The organism is Mycobacterium lacus (genome assembly GCF_010731535.1).
In the GTDB taxonomy this organism is placed as follows: Bacteria; Actinomycetota; Actinomycetes; order Mycobacteriales; family Mycobacteriaceae; genus Mycobacterium; species Mycobacterium lacus.
In genome coordinates this window covers 1275646-1299833 of record NZ_AP022581.1, presented here as the reverse complement: position 1 = coordinate 1299833, position 24188 = coordinate 1275646, and the positions used below count along the sequence as shown (strand labels likewise).

The window sequence follows — 24188 nt, the reverse complement described above, 5'->3', positions numbered from 1 at the left end:
CATTTTTCATCGCGTGTCGCGCGTGTCGCGCTATTCGGCAGCGCCGTGCCGGTTGCGGCCGATGACGCAGGTGGAGATGCAATGCGGTCCCTTTGCCGTCGTGTCTTTGATGAGCACCGAGGCCGCCCGTGAGTTGACGCTGCAGCCCGCCAGCGTCGCGGTGGCAGTCGTCAGGGTCGCAATGACGGGTGGTAGCTATTCCCGAACTGTGTGCTGATCGAATTCCGTCTACCCCGCGGCCAGGTAGGCGACGGCGTCAAGCATCCGTTGGCCCGCCGCCCGTAGCTCCGATACGGCGGGGCCTGCCCGCAACACCTCGCGCGACGCCGCTGGCAACAGCTGGCCCGGCGCAGCCCCGCCCAGGCCACCAAGCGCCTCAGGGCGCCCACCCTGCGCCCCGACCCCGGGCACCAACACTGGTCCGTTCAAGGCGCCGAGATCGGGCGGCTGAAAGGCCGTCGCACCCACCACCACGCCGACGGATCCGGGCTCTCCCGGACCAGTGGTCTGGCCGGCAGTCCGGTTGATCACCGCGGCCTGGTCGACGATCTGCTGGGCGACGCTGCGGTCGTCGAAGCGGGCCTGCTGCACGGTCGCACCCTCCGGGTTGGAGGTTGCCGCCAACACGAACACCCCCCGGTCATGTGCCACCGCGGTCTCGATCAGCGGCCGCAGCGACCCGAACCCCAGATAGGGCGAGGCGGTCACCGCGTCGGCGGCCAGCGGTGAATCACCCGCCCAGGCGGCGGCGTACGCCGCCATCGTCGAGCCGATGTCCCCGCGCTTGGCATCGGCCAGCACCAGCACGCCGGCGGCGCGCAGCGCGGCCATGGTGCGTTCCAGCACCGCATACCCGGCGGCGCCGTAGGACTCGAAGAAGGCCACCTGAGGCTTGACGACGGCGAAACCGGCATACGCCTCGATGCAGATGTCGCAGAAGGCGGCCAGCCCGTCCGGCGTGACCGGCAGGTCCCAGGCCCGCAGCAGCTCGGGGTGCGGGTCGATGCCCAGACACAGCGGCCCGCGGCGGGCTTTCGCATCGGCCAGCCGAACGCCGAACCCGGTCACGGCTCCCCTCGATCGGCCGGGCCCCGCGCACCGATGGCGCTGTGCAACTCCTGCAGCGACCGCACCCCGATGTCGCCGCGGATTCCCGCCTCGATGCCCTGGACCGCCGCCGACGCTCCCTGGACCGTCGTCACGCAGGGGATGTTGACGGCCACCGCGGCCGAGCGGATCTCGTAGCCGTCTATGCGTGGGCCGGAGTTGCCGTATGGCGTATTGATCACCATGTCGACCTCACCGGCCCGAATCGCGTCGACCGCGGAAGCCGCGGGGCGACCCGGCTGCGGGGGCTCGAAGTGCTTGCGAACCTCGTCACAGGGAATTCCATTGCGGCGCAACATCTCCGCGGTGCCCTCCGTGGCCAGAACCTTGAACCCGAGGTCGGCCAGCCGCTTGACGGGAAACACCAATGATCGCTTGTCGCGGTTGGCGACCGACACGAACACAGTGCCCCGGGCCGGCAGCGAGCCATAAGCGGCGGTCTGGCTCTTGGCGAACGCACTGCCGAAATCACGGTCGATGCCCATGACCTCGCCGGTCGATTTCATCTCCGGGCCAAGCAGGGAATCGATGGCCGCCCCGTCGGCGCCGCGGAAGCGGTGAAACGGCAACACCGCCTCCTTGACCGCGATCGGGGCGTGAGGCGCCGCACTGGCGCCGTCCCCGGACGCTGCCAGCATTCCCTCTTCCCGCAGCTGAGAAATCTTGGTGCCCAACATGATCCGGGCGCATGCCTTGGCAAGCGGGATCGCGGTGGCCTTCGAGACGAAGGGCACCGTGCGGCTGGCCCGCGGGTTGGCCTCCAAGACGTAGAGCACGTCGTCCTTCAGCGCGTATTGCACGTTGAGCAGGCCCACCACGCCGATGCCATGGGCGATCGCCTCCGTCGCCCGGCGGACCTTCTCGATGTCACTGCGGCCCAGCGTCACCGGCGGCAGCGCGCAGGCCGAGTCGCCGGAATGGATGCCGGCCTCCTCGATGTGCTCCATGATGCCGCCGATGTAGATCTCGGCGCCGTCGCACAACGCGTCGACGTCGATCTCCACCGCGTCCTCGAGAAAACGGTCGACGAGCACGGGGTGTTCGGGGGATAGCTCGGTGGCGCGGGTGATGTAGCCCTTCAGCGTCTCCTCGTCGTAGACGATCTCCATGCCACGACCGCCGAGCACATATGACGGCCGCACCAGCACCGGATAGCCGATGTCCGCGGCGATGCGGCGCGCCTGCTCGAACGTCGTTGCCGTGCCGTACTTCGGCGCCGGCAGTCCGGCGGCGCTCAGCACGTCGCCGAAGGCGCCGCGGTCCTCGGCCAGGTCGATGGCCTCGGGCGAGGTGCCCACGATCGGGACGCCGGCATCGGCAAGGCGCTGCGCCAGTCCGAGCGGGGTCTGGCCGCCGAGTTGCACGATGACTCCCGCGACGCCCGGTCCCGTGCCCGCTGATTGCGCTTCGGCGCGGAACACCTCGAGGACATCCTCGAACGTCAGCGGCTCGAAGTACAGCCGGTCGGCGGTGTCGTAGTCGGTGGACACCGTCTCCGGGTTGCAGTTGACCATGACGGTCTCGAAACCGGCCTGGCTCAACGTGGTTGCCGCGTGCACGCAGCTGTAGTCGAATTCGATGCCCTGCCCGATCCGGTTGGGGCCGGACCCCAGGATCAGCACTTTGGGCTTCTCGGTCTGCGGAGCCACCTCGGTCTCGGCCGCGGGGTCGAGTTCGTAGCTGCTGTAGTGATAGGGCGTCTTGGCCTCGAACTCGGCCGCACAGGTGTCCACCGTCTTGTACACCGGGTGAATGCCGAGTCGTTCCCGCAGCGATCGCACACCGTCTTCGCCGGCCAATTCCGGTCTTAAAGCCGCGATCTGGCGGTCCGACAGTCCGCTGTGCTTGCCGCGCCGAAGCAGGTCGGCGTCCAGTACCGGGGCGGCGACCAGCTCGGCACGCAGCCTGACCAGCTCGTCGATCTGTGCGACGAACCACGGGTCAATGCCGGTCACCTCGGCGACCCGTTCCACCGACGCGCTCAGCCGCAGCGCCAGCTCGATGTCGTAGAGCCGGCCTTCGCTCGGGGTCTGCAGCCGCCCGAGGACCTCCTGGACCCCGCCCTCGGGGTCAGGGGCCGTCCAGAACCCGGCACGAGTGGTCTCCAGGGACCGCATCACCTTGCCGAGCGCCTCGACGAAGTTGCGGCCCAACGACATTGCCTCGCCGACGGATTTCATCGTGGTGGTCAGCGTGGGATCGGCGCCGGGGAATTTCTCGAACGCGAAACGCGGCGCCTTGACCACGACGTAGTCGAGCGTGGGCTCGAAGCAGGCCGGCGTTTGCATGGTGATGTCGTTGACGATCTCGTCCAGGGTGTAGCCGATGGCCAGCTTGGCGGCGATCTTGGCGATCGGAAAGCCGGTGGCCTTGGATGCCAGCGCACTTGACCGCGACACCCGCGGGTTCATCTCGACGACAATGAGCCGCCCGGTTTTCGGATGTACCGCGAACTGGATGTTGCAGCCGCCGGTGTCCACCCCAACCTCACGCAGGATCGCCATGGCGAGGTCGCGCATCCGCTGGTATTCCCGGTCGGTCAGCGTCATGGCCGGCGCAACGGTGACCGAGTCGCCGGTGTGTACGCCCATCGGGTCGATGTTCTCGATCGAGCACACCACCACCACGTTGTCGTGGCGGTCACGCATCAGCTCGAGTTCGAATTCCTTCCAGCCGAAGATCGATTCCTCGATCAGCACGTTGGCGCTGGGGCTGGCGGCCAGCCCGGCGCCGGCCATCCGGTCGACCTCCGCGGCCGAGCGCGCCATGCCCGAGCCCAGTCCGCCCATGGTGAAGCTGGGCCTCACCACCACCGGAAGGCCCAGTTCGGCGACCGTTTCGCGCACCTCGTCCATGGTGAAACACACTCGGCTGCGGGCGGATTCACCGCCGACCTTGGCGACGATGTCCTTGAACCGCTGCCTGTCCTCGCCGCGCTGGATGGCGTCGAAATCCGCGCCGATCAGCTCGACGCCGTACTTTCCCAGGGTCCCGTTCTGGTACAGCGCGACCGCGGTATTCAGCGCCGTCTGCCCACCCAGTGTGCCCAGCAAAGCGTCGATCCTGTTGCCGCGCTCGGCCTGCTGGGCGATCACCCGCTCCACGAACGCCGGCGTGATGGGCTCGACATAGGTGTGGTCGGCGAATTCCGGGTCGGTCATGATCGTGGCCGGGTTGGAGTTGACCAGGCTGACCTGAAGTCCCTCCGCGCGTAGCACCCGGCATGCCTGGGTGCCGGAGTAGTCGAACTCGCAGGCCTGCCCGATGACGATCGGCCCCGAGCCGATCACCAGCACGTGGTTGAGGTCGGTGCGACGGGGCACTAGCGACCCCGCGCCATCAGGTCGACGAACTGGTCGAACAGGTACTCCGCGTCGTGGGGGCCCGCCGCGGCCTCCGGGTGGTATTGCACCGAAAATGCCCGCCCGTCAGCGAGTTTGACGCCTTCGACGACCCCGTCGTTGGCGCAGGTGTGGCTGACGACGGCCGGGCCGAACGGCGTGTCGAAGCGCTGGCCGGCCTCCCCGTCCAGGGCGAAGCCATGGTTCTGTGCGGTCACCGCGACCCGCCCGGTCGCGTGGTCGATGACCGGGACGTTAATTCCGCGGTGACCGAACACCATCTTGTAGGTCGACAGGCCCAGCGCCCGGCCCAGGATCTGATTGCCGAAACAGATGCCGAACAATGGAATTCCGGCGCTCAGCACCTCCCGGGTGAGCGCGACGACGTGGTCGGCGGTGGCCGGGTCGCCGGGGCCGTTGGACAAGAACACGCCGTGTGGCTTGATGTCGGCGATCTGCTCGAAGGTCGCCGACGCCGGCAGGACGTGGCTGCGGATGCCGCGGCGGGCGAAGTTGCGCGGTGTGTTGGTCTTGATCCCGAGATCCAGGGCCGCCACCGTAAATCGTTGTGGCCCCTCGGGTTCGACGACATATGCCTGCGCAGTGCTGACCTCGCCGGCCAAATCGGCGCCCAGCATCGACTGCTGGGACCGCACCCGCTCGAGCAACGTTGCTGGGTCGGCCAGCGCCGCCCCGGAGAACACGCCCGCCTTCATCGAGCCGCGGCTGCGCAGGTGGCGCACCACGGCCCGGGTGTCGATGCCGGCGATCCCCACGATGTGCTGACGGATGAGTTCACCCTCCAGCGTTCCGGTGGCACGCCAGCTGGAGGCCCGCGGCGACGGATCACGCACCGCGTAGCCGGCGACCCAGATCCGCTCACCCCGGCTCTCGGCGTCCTCGCCGTTCCAGCCGGTGTTGCCGATCTGCGGCGCCGTGGCCACCACGATCTGGCGGTGATAACTGGGATCGGTCAGCGTCTCCTGGTAGCCGGACATGCCCGTGGAAAACACGGCTTCGCCGAGCGTCTGGCCGATCGCGCCGAACGGCGTCCCGGTGAAGACGCGGCCGTCCTCAAGCACCAGTAGCGCCTTGCTCACGCAGCCTCCTGAAGCCAACCGTCGTATTCGTCGCGGTCGTTCGCCCGAAACCCGGTGTCGATCTCCACGCCGGACGGCAGCCGCCATCGGATCGCGAGTAGCCCGCTGCGGGCCACCACCTTGCCGGCGATGCCGCGTTCCATGCGGATGGCGGAGATCGACTCCTCGGGAATCCAAATCGGCTGAGCCCGCACGCGTTCCACCATGATTCCCTCGGGATAGCGGATGAGCACCGCCCTGCTACGGTACCCAAGGTCGCCCGCGGTGACCCGATCGTTCCATTCCGGCGACAGCGTGCAACCACAGTAGAGTCCGCGGGTGGTGGCACTGGCCGAGCCGAGGGTGTCGGGCACGTCGGGCAACGCGCCGATCAGCTCCTCCTGCCGCTGCGCCCGACGCCGCCCACCGCGCATCATCAGCCGGATCAGCACCGCGATCACCGCCACCAGCGCCGCCGCGTAGATCAGCGATCCCACCAGCGTGCCGGAGTTCATGCCGGGCACTTCCCATCCCGTGCGGTGACCTTCCCGCGCAGCAGGGTCGCGGTCACGGTGGCGGGCAGGGTCATCGACTCGTACGGGGTGTTGGCCGACCGGCTCGCCAATTCGGTCCCGGCGACCGTCCAGGTGGCGTCGGGGTCCACCACCGCCAGGTTGGCCGGCTCCCCCACGTCCAGCGGCCGGCCATGATCGGGCAATCCCACGATGCGCGCCGGGTTTTCGCTCATCACCCGGGCGACATCGCGCCAGGTCAACAGGCCCGGCACCACCATCGTCTGCACCACCACCGACAACGCGGTCTGCAACCCCAGCATGCCGGGGCGCGCCGCACAGAATTCGACGCATTTTTCGTGTTCGGCGTGCGGGGCGTGATCGGTGGCCACACAGTCGATGATCCCTTCGGCCAGCGCTTGCCGCAGCGCAATCGCGTCGGCGGCCTCGCGTAGCGGCGGGTTGACCCGGTTCACCCCGTCATAGCCGACCAGCCGGCTGTCGTCGAGCAGCAGGTGGTGCGGGGTGACCTCGGCGGTAATCGAAATACCTTGCCCCTTAGCCCATTTCAGGATCTCGACGGTGCCCGCGGCCGACGCGTGGCAGATATGCACCCGGGCGCCGGCATCGCGGGCGAGCAGCGCGTCACGGGCGACGATCGATTCCTCGGCGGCCCTTGGCCATCCCGCGAGCCCCAGCCTGGCGGCCGTGGGCCCCTCGTGCGCGACGGCCCCGACGGTCAGCCTGGGCTCCTCGGCGTGCTGGGCGATCAGCACCCCCAGTCCGGTGGCGTATTCCAGGGCGCGGCGCATCACCAACGGGTCGTGCACGCAGACGCCGTCGTCGGAGAACATGCGCACCTGGGCGGCGCCGGCGTTCATCATGCCCATCTCGGTGAGCTCGGTTCCGGCCAGTCCGACGGTGACCGCGCCGACCGGGTGCACGTCGACCAGGCCGACCTGCTGGCCGCGGTGCCAGACGTGGTCGGTGACCACCGGGCTGTCGGCCACCGGGTTGGTGTTGGGCATCGCGAACACCGCAGTGTAGCCGCCCAAAGCCGCTGCCGCCGAACCTGTTTCGATGTCCTCGGCGTATTCGCGGCCGGGTTCGCGCAGGTGGGCGTGCAGGTCGACGAACCCCGGCAGCAGCACGTGTCCGGTGGCGTCGATCACGTCGGCAGTGTCGGGGATGGCGAGCGCGGGGCCAATGTTGGCGATCTGGCCCTCATAGCCGGGACTGTCGACGAGCACGTCGACCCGCTCCCCCTCGCCGTACAACCGCACACCGCGGATCAACACCGTCATGCCGCAACCTCTTCAGCGCCGATGAGCACATGGAACAACACCGCCATGCGCACATGGACGCCGTTGGAAACCTGTTGTAGCACAGCAGATTGCGACGAGTCGGCGACCGAGGATGCGATCTCCATGCCGCGCACCATCGGACCTGGGTGCAGCACCACGGCATGGCCGGGAAGCATCGCCTGACGCCGATCGGAAAGCCCGTAACGAACTGAGTACTCGCGCACCGACGGGAAGAACCCACCGTTCATCCGCTCGGCCTGCACCCGCAGCATCAGCACAGCGTCGGCGGCGGGCAATTCGGCGTCGAGGTCGTAGGAGACGGTGGCCGGCCAGCGGGCCACCCCGACCGGCAGCAGTGTCGGCGGCGCCACCAGCACCACCTCGGCACCCAGGGTGTCCAGCAGCATGACGTTGGAGCGCGCGACGCGGCTGTGCAGGATGTCGCCGACGATGACGATGCGCCGGCCTTCGATGCCGCCGAGCCGTTGCCGGATGGTCAGCGCGTCCAGCAGCGCCTGGGTCGGGTGCTCATGGGTGCCGTCACCGGCGTTGATCACCGACGGGCCGTGGTCTTTCACACACGTCCATTCGGCGAGCAGGTGCGCGGCCCCGGACGCGGGATGCCGGATGATCAGCGCGTCAGCGCCCGCCGCGCGCAGCGTCAGCGCGGTATCGCGCAGCGACTCTCCTTTGCCGACCGACGATCCGGCGGCGCTGACGTTGACGACGTCGGCGCTCATCCACTTGCCGGCCACCTCGAACGACACCCGGGTGCGGGTGGAGTTCTCGTAGAACATCGTGACGACGGTGCGACCGCGCAGCGTCGGCAGTTTCTTGATCTCGCGACCCACCAACGCCTGCGCGAAGCGGTCGGCGTCGTCGAGGATGGCGGTTGCGTCGTCGCGGCTCAAATCGCCGGCAGCCAGCAGATGCCGCGTCATCGGGAGATCACCACGCCGTCGCGGCCGTCGTGCTCGCGCAGCCGCACCTGCACGCTCTCGCTGCGCGAGGTCGGCACGTTCTTGCCTACATAGTCGGCGCGCAATGGCAGTTCCCGGTGGCCGCGGTCGACCAGGACCGCCAATTGCACGGCCCGCGGCCGGCCCACGTCGCGCAGCGCGTCCAGGGCCGAGCGCACCGACCGCCCGGAGTACAGCACGTCGTCGACGAGGATCACCAGCGCGTCGTCGATCCCGCCGACCGGGATCGAGGTCGTCTCCAGGGGCCGCGGCGGCTTGATCATCAGATCGTCGCGGTACAGGGTGATGTCCAGCGCGCCATGGCCGACCTGGATGCCGCTGTATTCGCCGATATTGGTTGCCAGGCGATTCGCCAGGGTCACGCCGCGCGTCGGAATGCCCAGCAGCACGACCCGCGGCGCATCCGGCCCGTCCAGCGCGGTCTTCTCGATGATCTGGTGCGCAATGCGAGAAATGGTGCGGCTGACGTCGGCCGCGGACATCAACTCCCTGCCGGTGGCAGCACCCATGCGAGACATGCTTTGTTGACGGACCTCCTTCTCCGCCTCTCGGGACGGGTCGTTAAAGGATGTCGGTTGCCCGGCAGCGTAGCACTTGCTCGCCGCCGGGCTGGCAGTGCGGTCGCCGTGTCGGAAAGACGTGCTATAGTCGAACACATGTTCGATATAGGTGGGCTTGCGGCCGTCGATTCCCACGACGACGAGGCGGCCCTGGTTGCGCGGATCGCCGAGCTGGAGCGGGTGAAATCGGCCGCCGCCGCAGGTCAGGCGCGCGCCGCTGTGGCGCTGGATGCGCGGCGTCGCTCCAATGAGGCCAACGCCGGAGTGCCTGCGGCCCAGCGCGGCCGTGGGCTGGCCAGTGAGATCGCACTGGCGCGGCAAGATTCCCCGGCTCGAGGCGGCAGGCATCTCGGATTCGCGAAGGCGCTGGTATACGAGATGCCGCACACGCTTGCCGCGCTCGAAGTTGGGCGGTTGTCGGAATGGCGGGCGACGCTGATCGTCCGGGAGTCGGCTTGCTTGGACGTCGACGATCGCCGCGCGCTGGACGCCGAGCTATGCGCCGACGGGTCGAAGCTGGCCGGGATGGGTGACGCGCGGATCGCCGCGGCGGCCCGGGCAATCGCCTACCGGCTCAACGCCCAGGCCGTGGTCGACCGGGCCGCGAAGGCCGAATCCGAACGCACGGTCACAATTCGGCCGGCCCCCGACACGATGACCTGGGTGACGGCGCTACTTCCGATGGCCCAAGGTGTGTCGGTGTACGCGGCCCTCAAGCGGGCCGCCGACGCCACGTTCGATGGCCGCACACGTGGCCAGGTGATGGCCGACACGTTGATCGAACGCGTTACCGGCCGGCCAGCCGATGTCGCTCAACCGGTGGCGGTCAACCTGGTCCTCTCCGACGAAACGCTGCTGGGTGGCAGCGACGCGACCGCTGTGGTCGACGGGTATGGCCCGATCCCGGCCGCCGTGGCCCGCAACCTGGTGAGCGACGCGGTCGCCGATGCCCGGTCGCGGGCCACGCTGCGCCGGCTCTACCGTCATCCGCGCTCGGGCGCCTTGGTGGCTATGGAGTCGCGGACGCGCCGCTTCCCGAAGGGCCTGGCGGCATTCATCGGGTTGCGTGATCAGGGCTGTCGCACCCCCTACTGCGACGCCCCAATCCGCCACCGTGACCACGCCAAGCCGCATCATCGCGGCGGTCCGACGACCGCGGCAAACGGGCTTGGATCGTGCGAGCGATGCAACTACGTCAAGGAGTCACCCGGCTGGCGCGTCAGCACCGCCACAGACGAAAGCGGACGGCACACAGCCGAATTCACGACACCCACCGGTATGTGCTACCACTCCACGGCGCCGCCATTACCCGGGCCGTTCGAGATATACGTCAGTGATGTCGAGACCAGGATCGGCGTCGCGCTCGCCGAACTTCACGCGGCCTAAGCTGGCGAGCATGACAGGCATCGATTTCGGTGCGCCGGAAACTCGACGGCACGGAGGTCGAGATGGCGTTCTGGTACGTCCGCGCGCAACGGCGTTAGTCGGCGGGGTCACGGCCCTGGCGACCCTCGTGCGCCCAGGCGAGGAGATCCGGCGGGGCCAGCCGGTTGATGCGATCGTAGTAGCGCCGGTAGACGGCGTCGGTGAAACATTCGCGCCATTCTCCGTGGCCACCGCCCCGGAAGAAGCGCTCATCGCTGCGCCAGATGCCTTCGGTGGAATTGGGGGCGAATTCGGTTGCGCGAGCCCGCATTGCGCCCAGCGTGGCGTGCTGCGCCAGCTCCGCGGCGCGATCGTGACCGATGGCAAAGCCGAGCGCCGCGGCCAGGCGGACCAGCTCGCCCGTGAGGTCGCGCTGGTAGTCGCCGAAGTGGAACATGGCCACGTTGGGCAGGTGGCGTCGGTCCCAGAACGTGCCGAAGTGGTGGAGGATGTTGGCGAGCGAGCCCATCGGCCTGGCGGGTGGCAGGAATCCCTGAGGCGGCATCGCCGGCCCCTCCATCCAGTCCCGGAACGCGCCGGCCAGGCTGCGGCGGGGGGGAACCTCGGCAAAGGCGGCGTGCAGGCTCCGCATCCGGTCCAGGTTCATGTTGTCCCATTGGTGCAGCTCCGACATCGCGGCATCGCGCGGATCACGTCCCACGCCTATGTAGGTGACGCGATCGTCGAGCAGCAGGCCGTCCAGTGGCGTGTGGGTCTTGATGAACCGGCGGTGATCCTGCGCGTTAAGCGTGGCGACGACCTCCTCGATCGGCCGCATGTTCGCGTCGAGCCACGGCGACACCGTCGACAGTGGCCCCGGCAAGTCCGGCCCGTCGAAGACGAGCAGAGACACCAGGCGCTGGGTCCAGGTCACGCCGCACTTCGACGGCGCGGAGATGACGATGTCGCCCTCCCTCAACTGACACGCGTCCCAACGCAGGCTGTCGCTCATCCACGAGCGGTACACCACGCGGTGGCTCACCCCGGCACCCCTTCGCTGGCGGGTTCGTGACCCCGGCGGCCCTCGTGAGCCCAGGCGAGAAGGTCCGGCCCGGCCAGTTCGGCCGCGCGGCCGGGGTATCGCCGGTGCTCGGCCTCGGTGAAGATCTGGCGCCACTCCCCGCGACCACCGGCTCGGAAGAAGGGATCGTTTTTGGTCCGCTCCTTCCCAGGCCGGACGCCGTGGGGGGCTTCGGGGGCGAGTTCCGCGGCGCGAGCCCGCATGGCGTCTAGCGTGGCGTGCCGGGCCAGCGCCTCGGCACGATCGCGACCCAGGTCGACACTGAGGGCCGCGGCGAGACGGACGAGTTCGCCCACCAGGTCCACCCGGTAGTCGGCGTAGTGGAACATCGCGACGTTGGGCAGGTGGCGGCGGGACCAGACCGAGCCGTAGTGATGCAGGATCGTCGCCAACGACGCGATTCCCTGGGTGGGCCTGATCGGCCCCTCCATCCATTTGCGGAGCACGTCGAGCGGGCTGTATTCGCCGACGAAGTCGAGACCCGGCGGGGCGAATCGCTCGCCGCGCGGCCCCGCGGCCTCGTGCAGGGCCCGCATCCGGTCCCGGTCCAAGAGCATCGAAACCGCGGCATCGCGCGGATCGCGGCCCACCCCGATGTAGGTGACGCGATCGTCGAGCACCAGGCCGTCGAGCGGCGTGTGGGTCTTGATGAATCGGCGGTGTTGCTGGGCGTCGAGGGCGGCGACGACTTCCTCGATGGGCGCGGCGGTCAGATCGAGCCACGGCGAGATCAGCTGCATCGGCCCCGGCAGGTGAGGGCCATCGAAGACGAGCAGGGACACCAGCCGCTGTGTCCAGGTGGTGCCGCATTTCGGCGGCGCGGAGATGACGATGTCACCCTCGCGCAAGGCCAGCGCGTCCCACCGCAGGTTGTCGCTCATCCACGAGCGGTACTCGACCCGGCCAGCGGCTGAGGAGTTCATGGCCGTCGGATGATGTCGAACAGCATCCCCTCGACGGTGACGCCCGGCGCGAACGCGAACGCCACACCCGTCGAGATGGCCTTCGTCGACTCTGCCTGCCGCACCATCATTTCCAGCACAAAGATCAGCGATACGCTGAGCATGTTGCCGAAGCCCGCCAGCACGTCCCAGCTGCGCGCCGCCCGTTCCGGGGGGATCGCCAGCGACCGCAGCGATTCCTCGATGATTCTGGGGCCGCCCGGATGGATCGCCCACAGGTCGATGTCAGACTTTTGTAATCCGTTGTCATGCAGCATCTCTGTCACGACCGGATCGACACCGGCGTAGATATATTCGGGAAGGTTCTCGGACAGCTCGCAGGTGATGCCGTTGTGGTTGACGCCCAGCACGATGCCGTCCTCGGCGTCGTCGAGCAGCCGGCTGAAACTACTGCGGATCACCACCTTGCCCGGCTCGAGTTTCTCGTGAACCCGGCCGGCGCCGATCACCATCGCCGCGCACCCGTCGCCGAACAGGCTGTGCGTGACGACATCGTTGACGTCGTCGGCGAAAACCGCGTTCACCGAACATAACTCGATGCCCACCACCATCGCCTTCATGCCCGGGTAGGCACGAACATAGCTCGTGGCCAGGCGGATGGCGTTCATCGCGGCCGCGCATCCCATGAAGTTGATCACGACACGCGAGATCGACCGCGACAGGCCGAGTTCCTTGACGATCGCCAGATCCACACCCGGAGCGATGAATCCGGTGCTGGTCACGAACACCAGCAACCCGACCTCGTCCACCCCGTACGGAAGGCCGGCCAGCGCACGCCCGCCCACCTCGACCGCCAGCGGAACCGCGTGCCGGTAGTACAGGTTCATTCGATCGCGGATCGTTCCCCGGTTCCGCCGGAACGTGTCGAACTCGGGATCGAGCGGGTCAACCGCCATCCGGCGGGTGGTGATCCGCGTCTTTCGATAAATCCGCGGAATCCGTTGCCGCTGCCCGGGATCGCGGAACAACGAGGCGACCCGGGCAGCGGCATCGGCCTGATCGACAACGCGGCGCGGCGCACCCGTCGCAATGCTTTCAATCACCGCCACTGTGGTGGGCGGGGCCGGCGGCAACTGGGTGAGGTCGTAGTGCGGCTCATCGCCGGCCGGGCACAGGGCGCCGCCCTCAAAAGGGGTGTTCATACCGACCCGATTCCCACGAACCCCGAAAGCACGTAATTGACAATCGATTTCCACGCTGCGGGCGAGCAATGTTCGCGGATGAAGCCCCAATTCCGCTCTTTGGCCTGGCGGGAAGGCGACAACAGATACGTCCGACACAGCTTGGGCAGCCGATCGGCGACGAAACTCTTTGCGGGAAGCCACTCGACGCCGAATTTCGCCGCCTCTTCCCGCAACACGTCCTCGGTAACGATATTGGCGAATCCGCTGCGCTGAAACGGCAGCACGTGGTGGACCCGGTGCGAACTCAGGCCGGCCGACAGGAAGCAATCGACGTAGCGGTTCCCCACCACGATCAGGTCGTTGGAGTGCTCGAGTTGATCGATGCCCCAGTCGGCGCCGACGGCGCCCTGATCGGTGCCGTCCTCGAACTCATGGCTCGCGACGACCATGAAGGTGCTGACCCACAGTGTCGCGACGAATTGCAGTGCCCAGGCCCAGAAGTCACCGGCGAGCACGAAGGCAACCAGCTCGCCCACCAGGAGCAGGTGCACGCCCGACGACCCGAGAAAGTGACCAAGCGCCCCACGCCAGCTTCCATAGGTCTTCTCGACGCCCACCTTGCGCGTGATTCGCCAAACGTCGACGATCCGGATGGCCATGCCGCTGAGCATGTGGCCGAACTTGTGAACGGTATGCACGGGAACCCGATACAACCGCGGCAGCCGCATCATCATCGTGAACACGTTCTTCTTGATGTCGACATCGCTGTGGGTATACGGATGGTGCAGCAGGGCGTGCCCGTCGGCGGTGACCAAGGCCAGCGCCACATAGTTCAGGTCGAAGGCGTTGTCGAGCACCCTGTTGATCCCCCGCTGCCGGCGGTGCAACGCGTAATGACCAAACCCCGCCAGGGAACTGCGCAGCAGGACCATCGCGATCACGAAGACCGGCAGCGGCATCCACCGGGATTCGGCGAGCCGCACACCCTGAACCGCGAGATAGCCAATGGCCAGCAGCGCGGCGACGATGTTGAAGAGCGTGTCCATGCGCTTGATCCGCGCGGCCAGCGCCGGCTCGTTCAGTCGCGCCTTGACCCGGTGCAGCAGGTCGTTGTCGTCGTCGAATCGGTACGCGGGCGTGTCCCGCCAGCTGTTGAAGCCGTCTTTGAAAAGGAAAGGCGGTGCGTTGTGTTTGGGATGGATGTCCCGCGGTGTTGCGTCGCGGCCCAACGCGTACCGGCGCTGCAGGATTCGTTCGATCTTCGCCGGGTCGCGATGGTAGGACCCGACGATGGTGGTGATGTCACGGTTTCTGGTGCGTCCGATGAAGAAGGCGCCGCCGGGATGCCTGGTGATCCAGTCACTCAGGTCGTACGCCCGTCCGTTGTAGACCCATACGTCTGACACCGGTGGTCCACCGGGAGGAGCGGGGCGTGGACTCCAATCGCGCTCCTGGACTTCCGGGAGGTCGTTAGTCATTGGCAGCTCCAGGTGTGATCGGGTGAGGTCCGGCGCTCCGTCCGGACCGGGCCCAATGGTGGGGCGGCACCCTTGGCGAATTCTCAACGGATTTCGCCGGACGAGAACCGGCCACGAGGCTGCTCCCGGCCCCCCGTGCATCTGGGCCGGCTCTCGATCCGAAGTTCGCCGCCTGCCTACCCGGGATTGGGGATGTTGACGGGCTGTCCCCACGCCGACAGGGTGATCGTGACGTGGCCCTGGTCCTTGTCGACCACCATCCGCACCAGGTTCGGGTCGGGTCCGCGCGAAGGCGCCCCGGGCGTAGCGGTTGGGCTGGCACCCGCTGCGTTCACGTCAACGATGTACAGGGCGATCGGGAGGGTTCCCCCGCCCTTGCCCAACCCAGGCACCACGGGATCGATCACCGCCGCGTCGATGGTTCCGGTCACCTTGACGGCGGCAACGCCGTTGATGGTTTCGTTGCCGGCCACCTGCGGGCTTTGCACCTTGCCGACAACAGCGCCCAATCCCTTGTCCTTGGACAGCACGACGCCGGGGTCGTAGATCCTCTGCGCCGGTCCCATGGGGGTGTACGTGCCGTCGTCGTTCTTGGTGTACATGGTCTTGTTGGTGACCACGAACTGCTTGGCGACCGCCGGGGTGTTGGGCTGCAACCTGACGTTGGCGTTGCCGACCGCCCGTCCGCCCTGGTCCTGCGGCTGGTTGGTCACGTCGGCGTCAACGCTCTCCATCGGGAGGGTGGTGATGTTGTCGGTCGACAGCACGACGTGAAGCGAATGCAGGGCCGTGGTCGCCTTGGAGCAGTCCTGCACGAGTTGCGCGGCTTGTGACGACGGCGCGCCCGACGTCGGGCTCGCCGGGGAGGAAGTCCCAGATGCCCCGGGCGTCTGGGATGTCGCCGTTGACGATTTTTTCCCGCACCCGGTGACGAACATTGCGAACAGCGCTGCCGCGATCAGGATCGCGACAGGCACCGGGTGCCGGCGGCGGGAGACAGGCCGGTGGGAGGTGTGCGGTGGTGAGATCAAGCCATGCATGGCCAACCTTTGGGTGAGTTATCCAACCGGTGGTGAGGGGCAGCCGCTGGCTGCCCTCGTGGCACGACGTGGACGAAGCTGGCCAAGCCAAGCCCCGTTCCATGGTTGCGGGTCTCGGTGACTGCTCACCCGCACCCTGGATCACGAGCAACGACAGCACCGTCCAACGCCGTCGCTGCCCCTCACAGCATGTTCCCCAGATCGCCTTCGCCGGAGAGCGCGACAGTAACACGCGACACCGTGCGCAAGAAGCCCTTTCGCGCAACCAGCGAACCTGCCGGTGAGCAACGGGAGGCTAACCTGAATCGGGTGAGGCTCGAAGGCAATCAGGCGGGCATCCGCGAGGTCTGCGACGCCGGCCTGCTCGCAGGCGCGGTGACGGTGGTCTGGCAGCGCGGAGAAGTGTTGCAGGTCAACGAGATCGGATACCGAGACGTCGACGCGGGCCTGCCCATGCAACGAGACACGCTTTTTCGCATCGCGTCGATGACCAAGCCGGTCACGGTGGCGGCGGCCATGAGCCTGGTCGACGAGGGCAAGCTGGCGCTGCACGATCCGATTGCGCGCTGGGCGCCGGAGCTGGCGGACGCGCGGGTGCTGGACGACCCCGGCGGCCCGCTGGAGGAGACGCATCCCGCGCGGCGGGCCATCCTGGTCGAGGATCTGCTCACCCACACCAGCGGCCTGGCCTACAGCTTTTCGGCGTCCGGGCCGATCTCGCGGGCGTACATGCGGCTGCCGTTCGGCCAGGGCCCCGACGCCTGGCTGGCCGAACTTGGCGCCCTCCCGCTGGTGCACCAGCCCGGCGACCGGGTGACCTATAGCCACGCCATCGACGTGCTGGGCGTCATCGTGGCCCGCATCGAGGACAAGCCGTTCCATCAGGTCCTCGACGAGCGGGTGCTAGGTCCGGCAGGCATGACCGACACCGGCTTCTTCGTGTCGGGCGACGCGCGGCAACGCGCGGCCACCATGTACCGGCTCGACGACGAGGACCGGCTGCGCCACGACGTGATGGGCCCGCCCCACGTCACGCCGCCGTCGTTCTGCAACGCCGGCGGCGGGTTGTGGTCGACCGCCGACGATTACCTGCGGTTCGTGCGGATGCTGCTGGGCGACGGGTCTGTTGACGGTGTTCGGGTGTTGTCGCCGGAGTCGGCGCGGCTGATGCGCACCGACCGGCTGACCGGCGAGCAGAAGCGGCACAACTTCCTGGGGGCACCGTTCTGGGTCGGCCGTGGGTTCGGGTTCAACCTGTCGGTGGTGACCGATCCGGCGAAGTCCGCACCGTTGTTCGGGCCGGGCGGGCTCGGAACATTCAGCTGGCCCGGCGCGTATGGGACGTGGTGGCAGGCCGATCCGGCGGCGGACCTGATCCTGCTGTATCTGATCCAGCATTGTCCCGACCTGTCCGTGGACGCCGCCACCGCCGTCGCGGGTAACCCGGGGTTGGCGAAACTGCGGACGGCACAACCGAAGTTCGTGCGCCGCACCTATCGCGCGCTTGGGCTGTAGCCGTGGGACGGCGCCACCATGATCGGCCACCCACCTGACCACATGACCGGGCCGCGGCTGCTGCTGCACCCACCCAGGCTCGACGACGCCGACGCGCTCTACGCGACGGTGGCCCGCGATCCCGAGGTCACGCGGTATCTGCTGTGGACCCCGCACCCCGACGTCGCGGAAACACGGCGGGTGATCACCGAGCTTTTCAATATCTCTGACGAGGAGCGGACCTGGCTCATCGCGCCGCGCGACGGCGACGACGTCGTCGGCCTCATCAGCTGCCGGCGTCGGGCACGCCACTCCGTCGAACTTGGTTACTGCCTGGGCCGGACGTGGTGGGGCATGGGCTTCATGTCCGAAGCGCTCACCCTACTGCTGGCCGAGCTGGCCGCCGACACCGAGGTGTACCGGGTCTGGGCGACCTGCCACGTCGACAACGAGCGGTCTGCTCACCTGCTGCAGCGGTCCGGATTCGCGTTGGAGGGCCGGCTCAACCGCTACGCCGTCTACCCGACCATGGGTCCCGACCCTGTGACAGCCTGCTCTACGCCAAGATCCTGCGGTAGTCCTCGGTGATCGTCACGTGGTCGACGTCGGCATCACACCCGAACCGTCAACCGCAGAGCCCGAATCCGTCGGATCAGAGGACGCCGAAAACTCACCGATCCGCGCCTGACAACCTCGCGGATGGCCCTCCGAAGTCGCCTGCCGGAAACTCGTGTGCATGGCGGGGCTGGGGTGATTCTCGATGCGGCTCGCGTGCAATACCACGCCAGCCGCCTCGGCGAACTACTCCGAAAAGTGTTGGAATCGTGCAATTATGGGCATGGTCACATCTTGGGACGGTCAAGAACTTGCCAGGGCGGAGGTCCGCGATGTCGTATCTAATCGCCACGCCGGACGTAGTGACGACAGCAGCGGCACATGTGGCGGATATCGGCTCGTCGATCAGGGCGGCGAACCTGGTGGCGTTGGCTCCCACCAGCACGCTGATGGCTGCCGCTGGTGACGAAGTATCGGCGGCGATTGCATCGCTGTTTTCCGGCCACGCCCAGGAATACCAGGCGATCGGTGCGCGGGCGGCGGTGTTTCATGAGCAATTTGTGCAGGCACTGAGTGCCGCCAGCGGGGCGTATGCGGCCGCGGAGGCGGCCAATGCCAGCCCGCTGCAGACCCTCGCCGAGAACGTTCTGGGTGTGATCAATGCGCCCACGAACCTCGTGCTGGGGCGTCCGTTGATCGGCGACGGGACCAACGGGACGCCCGGCACCGGGCAAGCCGGTGGGGCCGGCGGGATCCTGTGGGGCAATGGCGGCGCGGGTGGGTCGGGTGCGCCGGGCCGGACGGGAGGGCCCGGCGGCAATGCCGGGTTGATCGGTAACGGTGGAGTCGGCGGCGCCGGCGGCATCGGAGGCGGGGCCGGCGGCACCGGCGGCACGGGCGGGTGGTTGCTGGGCAATGGCGGGGCCGGCGGTGTGGGAGGGGTCGGCACAGGAACCATCGCCGGCGGGACCGGTGGGTTCGGCGGTCGGGCCTTGTCCGTGTTCGGCAGCCCGGGCGCCACCGGCGCCCCGGGGGGCCACGAAAACGTGCTGTACCTGTCTCAACAACAGGCGCTCGCGCTGTTCATGGCTGCACCAGACGCGAATTTCCTGTTGATCGGCACGGACGGCACGAATCTGAGCAAAATCCTGGCCGACCCGCTTGGCACCCCGAACTTCCACGCGCTGATGCAGCAAAGCGTCACCTCCGCGTCCACCATCGTCGGGCACACCACCATCTCCAACCCCTCGTGGACGACCATGCAGACCGGAGTGTGGAGCGAGACGGCTGGCGTGACCAACAACGTCTTCACCCCCTGGACGTACGACACATGGCCGACCGTGTACAACTTCCTCGAGAACACCTATGGCGACCAAGTCGACACCACGGTCATCGCTAACTGGCAAGTCATAACCCAAATCGCCGGCGCCGGCTCGAACCCCGCCGACCACATCGAATTCGTTCCGCAGGTCGCCGGCGACACGAACTGGATAGCGACACAGAACCTGGTCGGGCAGAAGTCTCAGGCCGCGATTCTGGCCGCCGATCCAAACAAAGGCAACCTCATCTTCTCGTACTTCGTGGGTGTCGATAACAACGCGCACATGTACGGCGGCGATTCGCCGCAGGTGCAGCTGGCCATTCGGAACATGGACTATAACCTTGGTTCCCAGACCGCAGGCGGTGGCGGCCTGTTGGGAGCGGTATACGACTGGGAGACCATGCACCCCGGCGAGCAATTTTCCACGCTCGTGGTCACCGACCATGGTGAAATCGGGCCCAACGAGTTCGGCCGCGGTCACGGCTTCCAATCACCCCGTGAGACAGCGACATTCCTCATCTTCGATCAGGCCTACAACGATGCGAGAGATGGGTATATCAACAACTCATGGCAAATCGTCAGTACGACGCCAACAATTATGGATCAATTCGGTATTCCGCCGATGCCGTATATGCAGGGTGCGCCCCTGACGGACCCCAGCTTCAACAGCACCTACGTTGATCCCGGCGCCAACCTGTTCACTGTGCTCAGCGCCGATTTCGCCGCACAGGGTTATCCCGATCCCGTGACCAACGCGAGGCTGGTGTCGCGCACGATCGCGGCCACGATTCCCTACCTGGTGTACGAGCAGGTGAACGGCATCGTCGATGCGGTGCCCAGCTTCTTACAGGTACCGGTCTCGTGGATCGGCGCCGGCGTCTACCAGGCGGTCAATATCCCCGCGCAGATCTGGATCCGGCTCACCGGCGTGACCGGCAACCAAATCATCCCGCCGGTATTCAACCCATTCCTCACCTAGGAGCGTGCCGGGGTCCGGCGGTGCCCGACCCCGGGTGAGGTGTTCATTCTGCGCTGAGCGCGACGAGTCGCGATATCGCGGCGCCGTGGATGCAGTTTGGGCACCCTGGATGCAGACTCGTGCGTCAGACGCCCGGGAAACGACGGGCCGCTCAGCTGATCGCTAGGCTCGGGCGCATGCCAAAACCGATCGTCCTGATCAGCGGCGCGGGTATCGCGGGGCCCGCCCTCGCGTACTGGCTCAGCCGGAGCGGCCACGACGTGGTCGTGGTCGAGATCGCCGACGGCATCCGCCCGGGCGGCCAGACCGTCGACCTGCGGGGCGCGGGGCGGGCGGTGGTCGAGCGCATGGGGCTGCTGGACCAGATGCGTGACCGGAGCCTGGACCAGCGCGGTATCGCCTGGGTGGACGCCGACGGACGGCGTCGCGCCGAGATGCCGGTTACGGCCTTTCACGGCAACGGCGTGGTCAGCCGACTGGAGATCCTGCGCGGCGACCTGGCCGATGTGCTGTACCAGGCGAGCGCCGCCGACGCCGACTACCGGTTCGGCACTCGGATCACGGAGCTGGTGCAGGAAGACGGCGAAGTCGTGGCGACGTTGTCCGACGGCACCGCGTTGCGCGCCGATCTCGTGGTGGGCGCGGACGGGCCGCATTCGACCGTGCGACGGCTGGTCTTCGGGCCCGAGGAGAGCTTCGTGCGGCCGCTGGGCGGCTACAACGCCTGGTTCAGCGCGCCCGATACCGTCGGCCTGGACGGCTGGTATCTGATGTACCAGGCGCCCGGCGGTCTGAACGCGTCCATGCGCCCGTCGCATGACCCGGCGATCGCCAAGGCGGGATTGGCGTTTCGCTCGGAACCACTGAGCTACGACCGCGGTGACCTCGACGCCCAGCGCGATCTGCTGGCCGCCCGATTCGCCGGTGCCGGTTGGCATTCCGATGCGCTGGTCGCCACCGCTCGCGAGGCCGACGACTTCTACTTCGACGCGTTCACCCAGGTTCACATGGAGGGCTGGTCGTCCGGGCGCGTCACGCTGGTCGGGGACGCCGGCTACTGCGCGTCCCCGCTCAGCGGCATGGGCACCAGCCTGGCTCTGGTCGGCGCCTACGTGTTGGCCGGTGAGTTGACTGCGGGGCAGCCGGCGGCCGCTTTGGACCGCTACCAGACGGTGATGCGGCCCTACGTGGACCGCTGCCAGAAGCTGCCCAACGGCATCGACGGCTATCTGCCCAAGTCCGCCACCGACATCCGCGTCAACGCGCTGGTGATGAAGTACATGCAGCGCTGGCCGTTTCGGCCGTTCGCCGAACGGAAGTGGTTCACCACGGCCGACGCCGTCGAGCTGCCCGACTACCCGGCTTCGCGTCCCAGCGCCCGCCGGGAGTAGGGGTCACCCGGTCAGGCAACCAGCCGAGCCAGGGTGCGCCACCGGCGATGGCGATGCCGAAACATCAGCCGGATGAAGGCGCGCGTTGGCAAACCCCGCAACCCGTCGTCGGTTTCCACCTCGTCGGTGTACCGACAGCTGTGCTCATCGATGGGGGTGAACGTCAGCCGGTGGTTCCAGGTGCGGACCGGTCCCCCGTGTTCGTTTGTGTAGATCTCGGTGTCGTCCAGCTCCTTCACGGTCAAATGATGTTTCCAGGCGGGGACGAACCCGAACCACCACAGTCGGGTCGAACCTTGCGTGCCGACATCGATGTGATCGGGGAAGTTGAGGCTTCGCATTTGGATGACCGGCGAAAGGAGGTATTTCAGCACGTCCGGCTTGCGCGCCAACGCGCACGCCGCCTGCGCCGAGATGGGCAGCTCCGTGGTTAGGGTTACCTTACTCACTCGCCCATCATGATCGAGGCCGCGCGGAGCCCGCAACAGGTCGGTGTCCAGAAGCGCCAGGTCCGTCCGTGCTCCCAATTCCTAGCCTTTGATGGTCGCCATGAAATCGTCGAACTCGTCGTCGGTGAGGTCGGCGCCGCCACCGAGACTCGGGGCCTGCCTTGGCCAGTTCGGCGCCGAGGTCAGCTGTTGTGGGGGTCAGCCAGGATGCGGGCAGCTCTTGTGCCTCGATGGACGGCGCCTCGAGGCCTTTCAGCTGCCCTTTCGGGTCCGACCGACCGGCACCCGCCGCTCGCACTCTGTGATTGATCAAATGTGCAACCCCCGCGGGTTCTGGCACGTGATCAAGATTGAACCGATGCCCGACATCGTCGACGACACGGAAACGACCGCTCCTGAGATCGACAGCCTCCAACCTCCCGGTTACCACCACATCGGCTGCGGTGATGTCGGTGGCGGCAGGTTGCCAGACCTCGGCACGCAACTTCGCCGTGGCAATCGTGACGGGCTGTCGACCACGTCTGGTCAGCTCCACCGCGGGCGCCGAACTCAGCAGGGCGGCGACGACCTTCCTCGTGCTCTCCGCGATCAGGTCCGTCATCCAGGGTGGGCGGATGTTGGCTGCGACGCCGTCGATGATCTCCCAAAATCTCGCATCGATCTCAGCGGACGCCGTCAGGTCGAGATCCAGTTCGTCAACCGGTCCGCGCGCGAACTGCAATCGGGTGCTGCCGGCCGCAAGACCAACCAGTCGCATCGAAGTGATGGAGGTAACCGCCTCGGCCGTGCGACCCGAGCCAGGACTTGCTAGGAGGTCACGACCGATTCGCAGGGTCAACTCTTGGAGTCCCTCTACGAGGTTGGCCAGTGTTGCGAGCGATACTTCACCGGCTGGCATATCGCTACCGATCAGCCGTAATTCGAACTCGTGCGCCATCCTCTCGTCCACCTCCTCTTTCGCCCTTTCTCACTATCCCAGCTTCTGGCCCGCTGCGACCTCAGTCAGCTAACTGCGGGTGTTAGTAACCGCGCAACGACGTTCCTCACAGGCCGTCGAAGAAGTCTTCGTCGAGTCGCAAGAGTTCGACCTTTTGCACAGTCTGAACACCAACCCCATACCGCACCAACAGCTCGGCCAGCCGCCCGCCGTCGATGAGCTCGATCCGGGCGTTGATCCGCTCCGCCTCCTCGCGGGCGCCGCGGGAGAACGATGACGTGGTGATGTAGACGCCTCGATCGCCCTGCTTGCCTAGCAGGGCACCGGCGAACTCATGGATCTTCGGACGGCCAATCGTTTGGTCAACCGCATACCGCTTCGCCTGCACGTAGATGCGATCGAGCCCGAGCGGGTCCTGGCTGATGATTCCGTCGACGCCGGCATCGCCGGAAGCGCTCGTCCGTTCGGCCGCACCGGCTCGCCCGTAGCCCATCGCCTCCAGGAGCCTGATCACCAGGTCTTCAAATCCGGTGGGCGACAGCGCGAGTGCCTTCTTAAGGATTTCGCCCTCAACTGCTGCCCGGTTCTCAGCGAGTGCGGCGTCGATGAGATCCTCCGGCGAGACTTGCTCCTCTCCCGCGAGACGGTTCTTGTGTGCCGCCTCGGTTGACTGTTTGGCATTCATTCGCTCGCGAAAAGCGATGTACGACGGGAACTCCCGCAAGATCTTCACGTCGACGCGATCGGGATGCGAGTTCAGGACTTGACGGCCCGCGTCACTGAGTTGGACGTGGCCGCGGGTGGGGCGGTCGAGCAGCCCTGCTTGTGACATGTGGGTGAGCGACCAGTTCACTCTGTCGTACATCGTCTTCTGGCGGCCGCTCGGCAACATCTGGGCCCGCTCGTCATCCGACAGACCGAACTCATCCGACATGGCCGCGATGACATCCTTGGTCGACTTGGCTTGTCCGTCAGCGAGATACGCGAGAATGGGCCGCATCAGGGTCTGGAAGTCAGGGATCGTCATGACAGGCCACTCCCGCAAACTAGATGAGCTGCTTGTTGTCCTGGACCAACAATCCGGCATCGGCGAGCTGATGGTCGATCAGCACACGTGCGCACTGCTCGG

Annotated in this window: 19 protein-coding genes and 2 pseudogenes; 7 read left to right on the top strand and 14 right to left on the bottom strand. The window is 67.2% G+C overall.

All coding sequences use genetic code 11. The features are described 5' to 3' along the window. Nucleotides 1–228: 228 nt before the first annotated feature. The 7 genes from pyrF to pyrR are packed head-to-tail and all read right to left on the bottom strand — an operon-like array spanning nucleotide 229 to nucleotide 8841. On the bottom strand, nucleotides 229–1068 hold the full coding sequence (gene pyrF / locus G6N24_RS06125; protein WP_085159783.1) for an orotidine-5'-phosphate decarboxylase: 840 nt from the start codon (nucleotides 1066–1068) through the stop codon (nucleotides 229–231). Then, nucleotides 1065–4430 (bottom strand): carbamoyl-phosphate synthase large subunit, encoded by a 3366-nt coding sequence (gene carB, locus G6N24_RS06120; protein WP_085159785.1) that lies wholly within the window; start codon nucleotides 4428–4430, stop codon nucleotides 1065–1067. Before carB ends, pyrF begins: the two co-directional genes overlap by 4 nt. Further along, nucleotides 4430–5548 (bottom strand): glutamine-hydrolyzing carbamoyl-phosphate synthase small subunit, encoded by a 1119-nt coding sequence (carA, locus tag G6N24_RS06115; RefSeq protein ID WP_085159788.1) that lies wholly within the window; start codon nucleotides 5546–5548, stop codon nucleotides 4430–4432. The genes carB and carA overlap by 1 nt, the downstream gene beginning before the upstream one ends. Next, nucleotides 5545–6042 carry a PH-like domain-containing protein gene (locus G6N24_RS06110; RefSeq protein WP_085159790.1) on the bottom strand — a complete coding sequence of 166 codons (498 nt, stop codon included), beginning with the start codon at nucleotides 6040–6042 and terminating at the stop codon, nucleotides 5545–5547. Before G6N24_RS06110 ends, carA begins: the two co-directional genes overlap by 4 nt. Next, a complete protein-coding gene (locus G6N24_RS06105; protein ID WP_085159792.1) occupies nucleotides 6039–7343 on the bottom strand; it encodes a dihydroorotase in 1305 nt (434 codons plus the stop codon). The genes G6N24_RS06110 and G6N24_RS06105 overlap by 4 nt, the downstream gene beginning before the upstream one ends. Further along, nucleotides 7340–8284: an aspartate carbamoyltransferase catalytic subunit gene (locus tag G6N24_RS06100; protein ID WP_085159794.1), complete on the bottom strand. Its 945-nt coding sequence runs from the start codon at nucleotides 8282–8284 to the stop codon at nucleotides 7340–7342. Before G6N24_RS06100 ends, G6N24_RS06105 begins: the two co-directional genes overlap by 4 nt. Continuing rightward, on the bottom strand, nucleotides 8281–8841 hold the full coding sequence (gene pyrR / locus G6N24_RS06095; RefSeq protein WP_372514469.1) for a bifunctional pyr operon transcriptional regulator/uracil phosphoribosyltransferase PyrR: 561 nt from the start codon (nucleotides 8839–8841) through the stop codon (nucleotides 8281–8283). Before pyrR ends, G6N24_RS06100 begins: the two co-directional genes overlap by 4 nt. Nucleotides 8842–8979: 138 nt before the next feature. On the opposite strand from pyrR, the gene G6N24_RS06090 reads away from it, so the two are divergent. Together G6N24_RS06090 and G6N24_RS06085 are read left to right on the top strand one after the other, a co-directional pair. After that, the gene (locus G6N24_RS06090) at nucleotides 8980–10269 is read left to right on the top strand and encodes an HNH endonuclease (protein ID WP_085159796.1); all 1290 of its coding nucleotides are present in this window, start codon (nucleotides 8980–8982) and stop codon (nucleotides 10267–10269) included. A gap of 26 nt (nucleotides 10270–10295) precedes the next feature. Beyond that, nucleotides 10296–10367: pseudogene (locus G6N24_RS06085) on the top strand (class I SAM-dependent methyltransferase); the annotation flags it as partial. On the opposite strand, the gene G6N24_RS06080 reads toward G6N24_RS06085, so the two are convergent. The 5 genes from G6N24_RS06080 to G6N24_RS06060 form a co-directional block, all read right to left on the bottom strand. Then, nucleotides 10364–11260: a sulfotransferase domain-containing protein gene (locus G6N24_RS06080; RefSeq protein WP_085159828.1), complete on the bottom strand. Its 897-nt coding sequence runs from the start codon at nucleotides 11258–11260 to the stop codon at nucleotides 10364–10366. The pseudogene G6N24_RS06085 and the gene G6N24_RS06080 overlap by 4 nt on opposite strands. Before the next feature lie 26 nt (nucleotides 11261–11286). Next, a complete protein-coding gene (locus G6N24_RS06075; protein WP_085159798.1) occupies nucleotides 11287–12252 on the bottom strand; it encodes a sulfotransferase domain-containing protein in 966 nt (321 codons plus the stop codon). Beyond that, nucleotides 12249–13433: a type III polyketide synthase gene (locus tag G6N24_RS06070; RefSeq protein WP_085159800.1), complete on the bottom strand. Its 1185-nt coding sequence runs from the start codon at nucleotides 13431–13433 to the stop codon at nucleotides 12249–12251. Before G6N24_RS06070 ends, G6N24_RS06075 begins: the two co-directional genes overlap by 4 nt. Next, a complete protein-coding gene (locus G6N24_RS06065; protein ID WP_139822359.1) occupies nucleotides 13430–14893 on the bottom strand; it encodes a fatty acid desaturase in 1464 nt (487 codons plus the stop codon). The genes G6N24_RS06070 and G6N24_RS06065 overlap by 4 nt, the downstream gene beginning before the upstream one ends. Before the next feature lie 176 nt (nucleotides 14894–15069). After that, the gene (locus G6N24_RS06060; protein WP_085159804.1) at nucleotides 15070–15933 is read right to left on the bottom strand and encodes an LppX_LprAFG lipoprotein; all 864 of its coding nucleotides are present in this window, start codon (nucleotides 15931–15933) and stop codon (nucleotides 15070–15072) included. A gap of 309 nt (nucleotides 15934–16242) precedes the next feature. Here G6N24_RS06060 and G6N24_RS06055 point away from each other — a divergent pair, with 309 nt between their 5' ends. The 4 genes and pseudogenes from G6N24_RS06055 to G6N24_RS06040 all read left to right on the top strand — a co-directional run bounded on the left by G6N24_RS06055 (nucleotide 16243) and on the right by G6N24_RS06040 (nucleotide 21673). Next, a complete protein-coding gene (locus G6N24_RS06055) occupies nucleotides 16243–17448 on the top strand; it encodes a serine hydrolase domain-containing protein (protein WP_085159830.1) in 1206 nt (401 codons plus the stop codon). Between the two features lie 18 nt (nucleotides 17449–17466). Then, nucleotides 17467–18005 (top strand): annotated as a pseudogene (locus G6N24_RS06050) (GNAT family N-acetyltransferase). A 309-nt stretch (nucleotides 18006–18314) separates the two neighbouring features. After that, the gene (locus G6N24_RS25300) at nucleotides 18315–20282 is read left to right on the top strand and encodes a PE domain-containing protein (protein ID WP_085159806.1); all 1968 of its coding nucleotides are present in this window, start codon (nucleotides 18315–18317) and stop codon (nucleotides 20280–20282) included. Nucleotides 20283–20458: 176 nt separating this feature from the next. Then, the gene (locus G6N24_RS06040) at nucleotides 20459–21673 is read left to right on the top strand and encodes an FAD-dependent monooxygenase (RefSeq protein WP_085159808.1); all 1215 of its coding nucleotides are present in this window, start codon (nucleotides 20459–20461) and stop codon (nucleotides 21671–21673) included. A gap of 11 nt (nucleotides 21674–21684) precedes the next feature. Here G6N24_RS06040 and G6N24_RS06035 read toward each other — a convergent pair whose 3' ends face one another. Beyond that, a complete protein-coding gene (locus G6N24_RS06035) occupies nucleotides 21685–22122 on the bottom strand; it encodes an SRPBCC family protein (protein WP_085159832.1) in 438 nt (145 codons plus the stop codon). 358 nt (nucleotides 22123–22480) lie between these two features. Here G6N24_RS06035 and G6N24_RS06030 point away from each other — a divergent pair, with 358 nt between their 5' ends. After that, complete coding sequence (locus G6N24_RS06030) at nucleotides 22481–22933, top strand: hypothetical protein (protein ID WP_139822360.1); 453 nt, start codon at nucleotides 22481–22483, stop codon at nucleotides 22931–22933. 232 nt (nucleotides 22934–23165) lie between these two features. Here the strand turns inward: G6N24_RS06030 and G6N24_RS06025 are convergent, their stop codons facing one another. Then, nucleotides 23166–24086 (bottom strand): restriction endonuclease, encoded by a 921-nt coding sequence (locus G6N24_RS06025; protein ID WP_085159812.1) that lies wholly within the window; start codon nucleotides 24084–24086, stop codon nucleotides 23166–23168. Nucleotides 24087–24188: the final 102 nt, after the last annotated feature.

Excerpts from the sequence above, each read along its gene's own strand:
- G6N24_RS06110 (WP_085159790.1), bottom strand. The coding sequence starts at position 6,042 with ATGAACTCCGGCACGCTGGTGGGATCGCTGATCTACGCGGCGGCGCTG.
- G6N24_RS06105 (WP_085159792.1), bottom strand. The coding sequence starts at position 7,343 with ATGACGGTGTTGATCCGCGGTGTGCGGTTGTACGGCGAGGGGGAGCGG.
- G6N24_RS06100 (WP_085159794.1), bottom strand. The coding sequence starts at position 8,284 with ATGACGCGGCATCTGCTGGCTGCCGGCGATTTGAGCCGCGACGACGCA.
- pyrR (WP_372514469.1), bottom strand. The coding sequence starts at position 8,841 with ATGTCTCGCATGGGTGCTGCCACCGGCAGGGAGTTGATGTCCGCGGCC.
- G6N24_RS06090 (WP_085159796.1), top strand. The coding sequence starts at position 8,980 with ATGTTCGATATAGGTGGGCTTGCGGCCGTCGATTCCCACGACGACGAG.
- G6N24_RS06080 (WP_085159828.1), bottom strand. The coding sequence starts at position 11,260 with ATGAGCGACAGCCTGCGTTGGGACGCGTGTCAGTTGAGGGAGGGCGAC.
- G6N24_RS06075 (WP_085159798.1), bottom strand. The coding sequence starts at position 12,252 with ATGAACTCCTCAGCCGCTGGCCGGGTCGAGTACCGCTCGTGGATGAGC.
- G6N24_RS06070 (WP_085159800.1), bottom strand. The coding sequence starts at position 13,433 with ATGAACACCCCTTTTGAGGGCGGCGCCCTGTGCCCGGCCGGCGATGAG.
- G6N24_RS06065 (WP_139822359.1), bottom strand. The coding sequence starts at position 14,893 with ATGACTAACGACCTCCCGGAAGTCCAGGAGCGCGATTGGAGTCCACGC.
- G6N24_RS06060 (WP_085159804.1), bottom strand. The coding sequence starts at position 15,933 with ATGCATGGCTTGATCTCACCACCGCACACCTCCCACCGGCCTGTCTCC.
- G6N24_RS25300 (WP_085159806.1), top strand. The coding sequence starts at position 18,315 with ATGTCGTATCTAATCGCCACGCCGGACGTAGTGACGACAGCAGCGGCA.
- G6N24_RS06040 (WP_085159808.1), top strand. The coding sequence starts at position 20,459 with ATGCCAAAACCGATCGTCCTGATCAGCGGCGCGGGTATCGCGGGGCCC.
- G6N24_RS06030 (WP_139822360.1), top strand. The coding sequence starts at position 22,481 with ATGCCCGACATCGTCGACGACACGGAAACGACCGCTCCTGAGATCGAC.
- G6N24_RS06025 (WP_085159812.1), bottom strand. The coding sequence starts at position 24,086 with ATGACGATCCCTGACTTCCAGACCCTGATGCGGCCCATTCTCGCGTAT.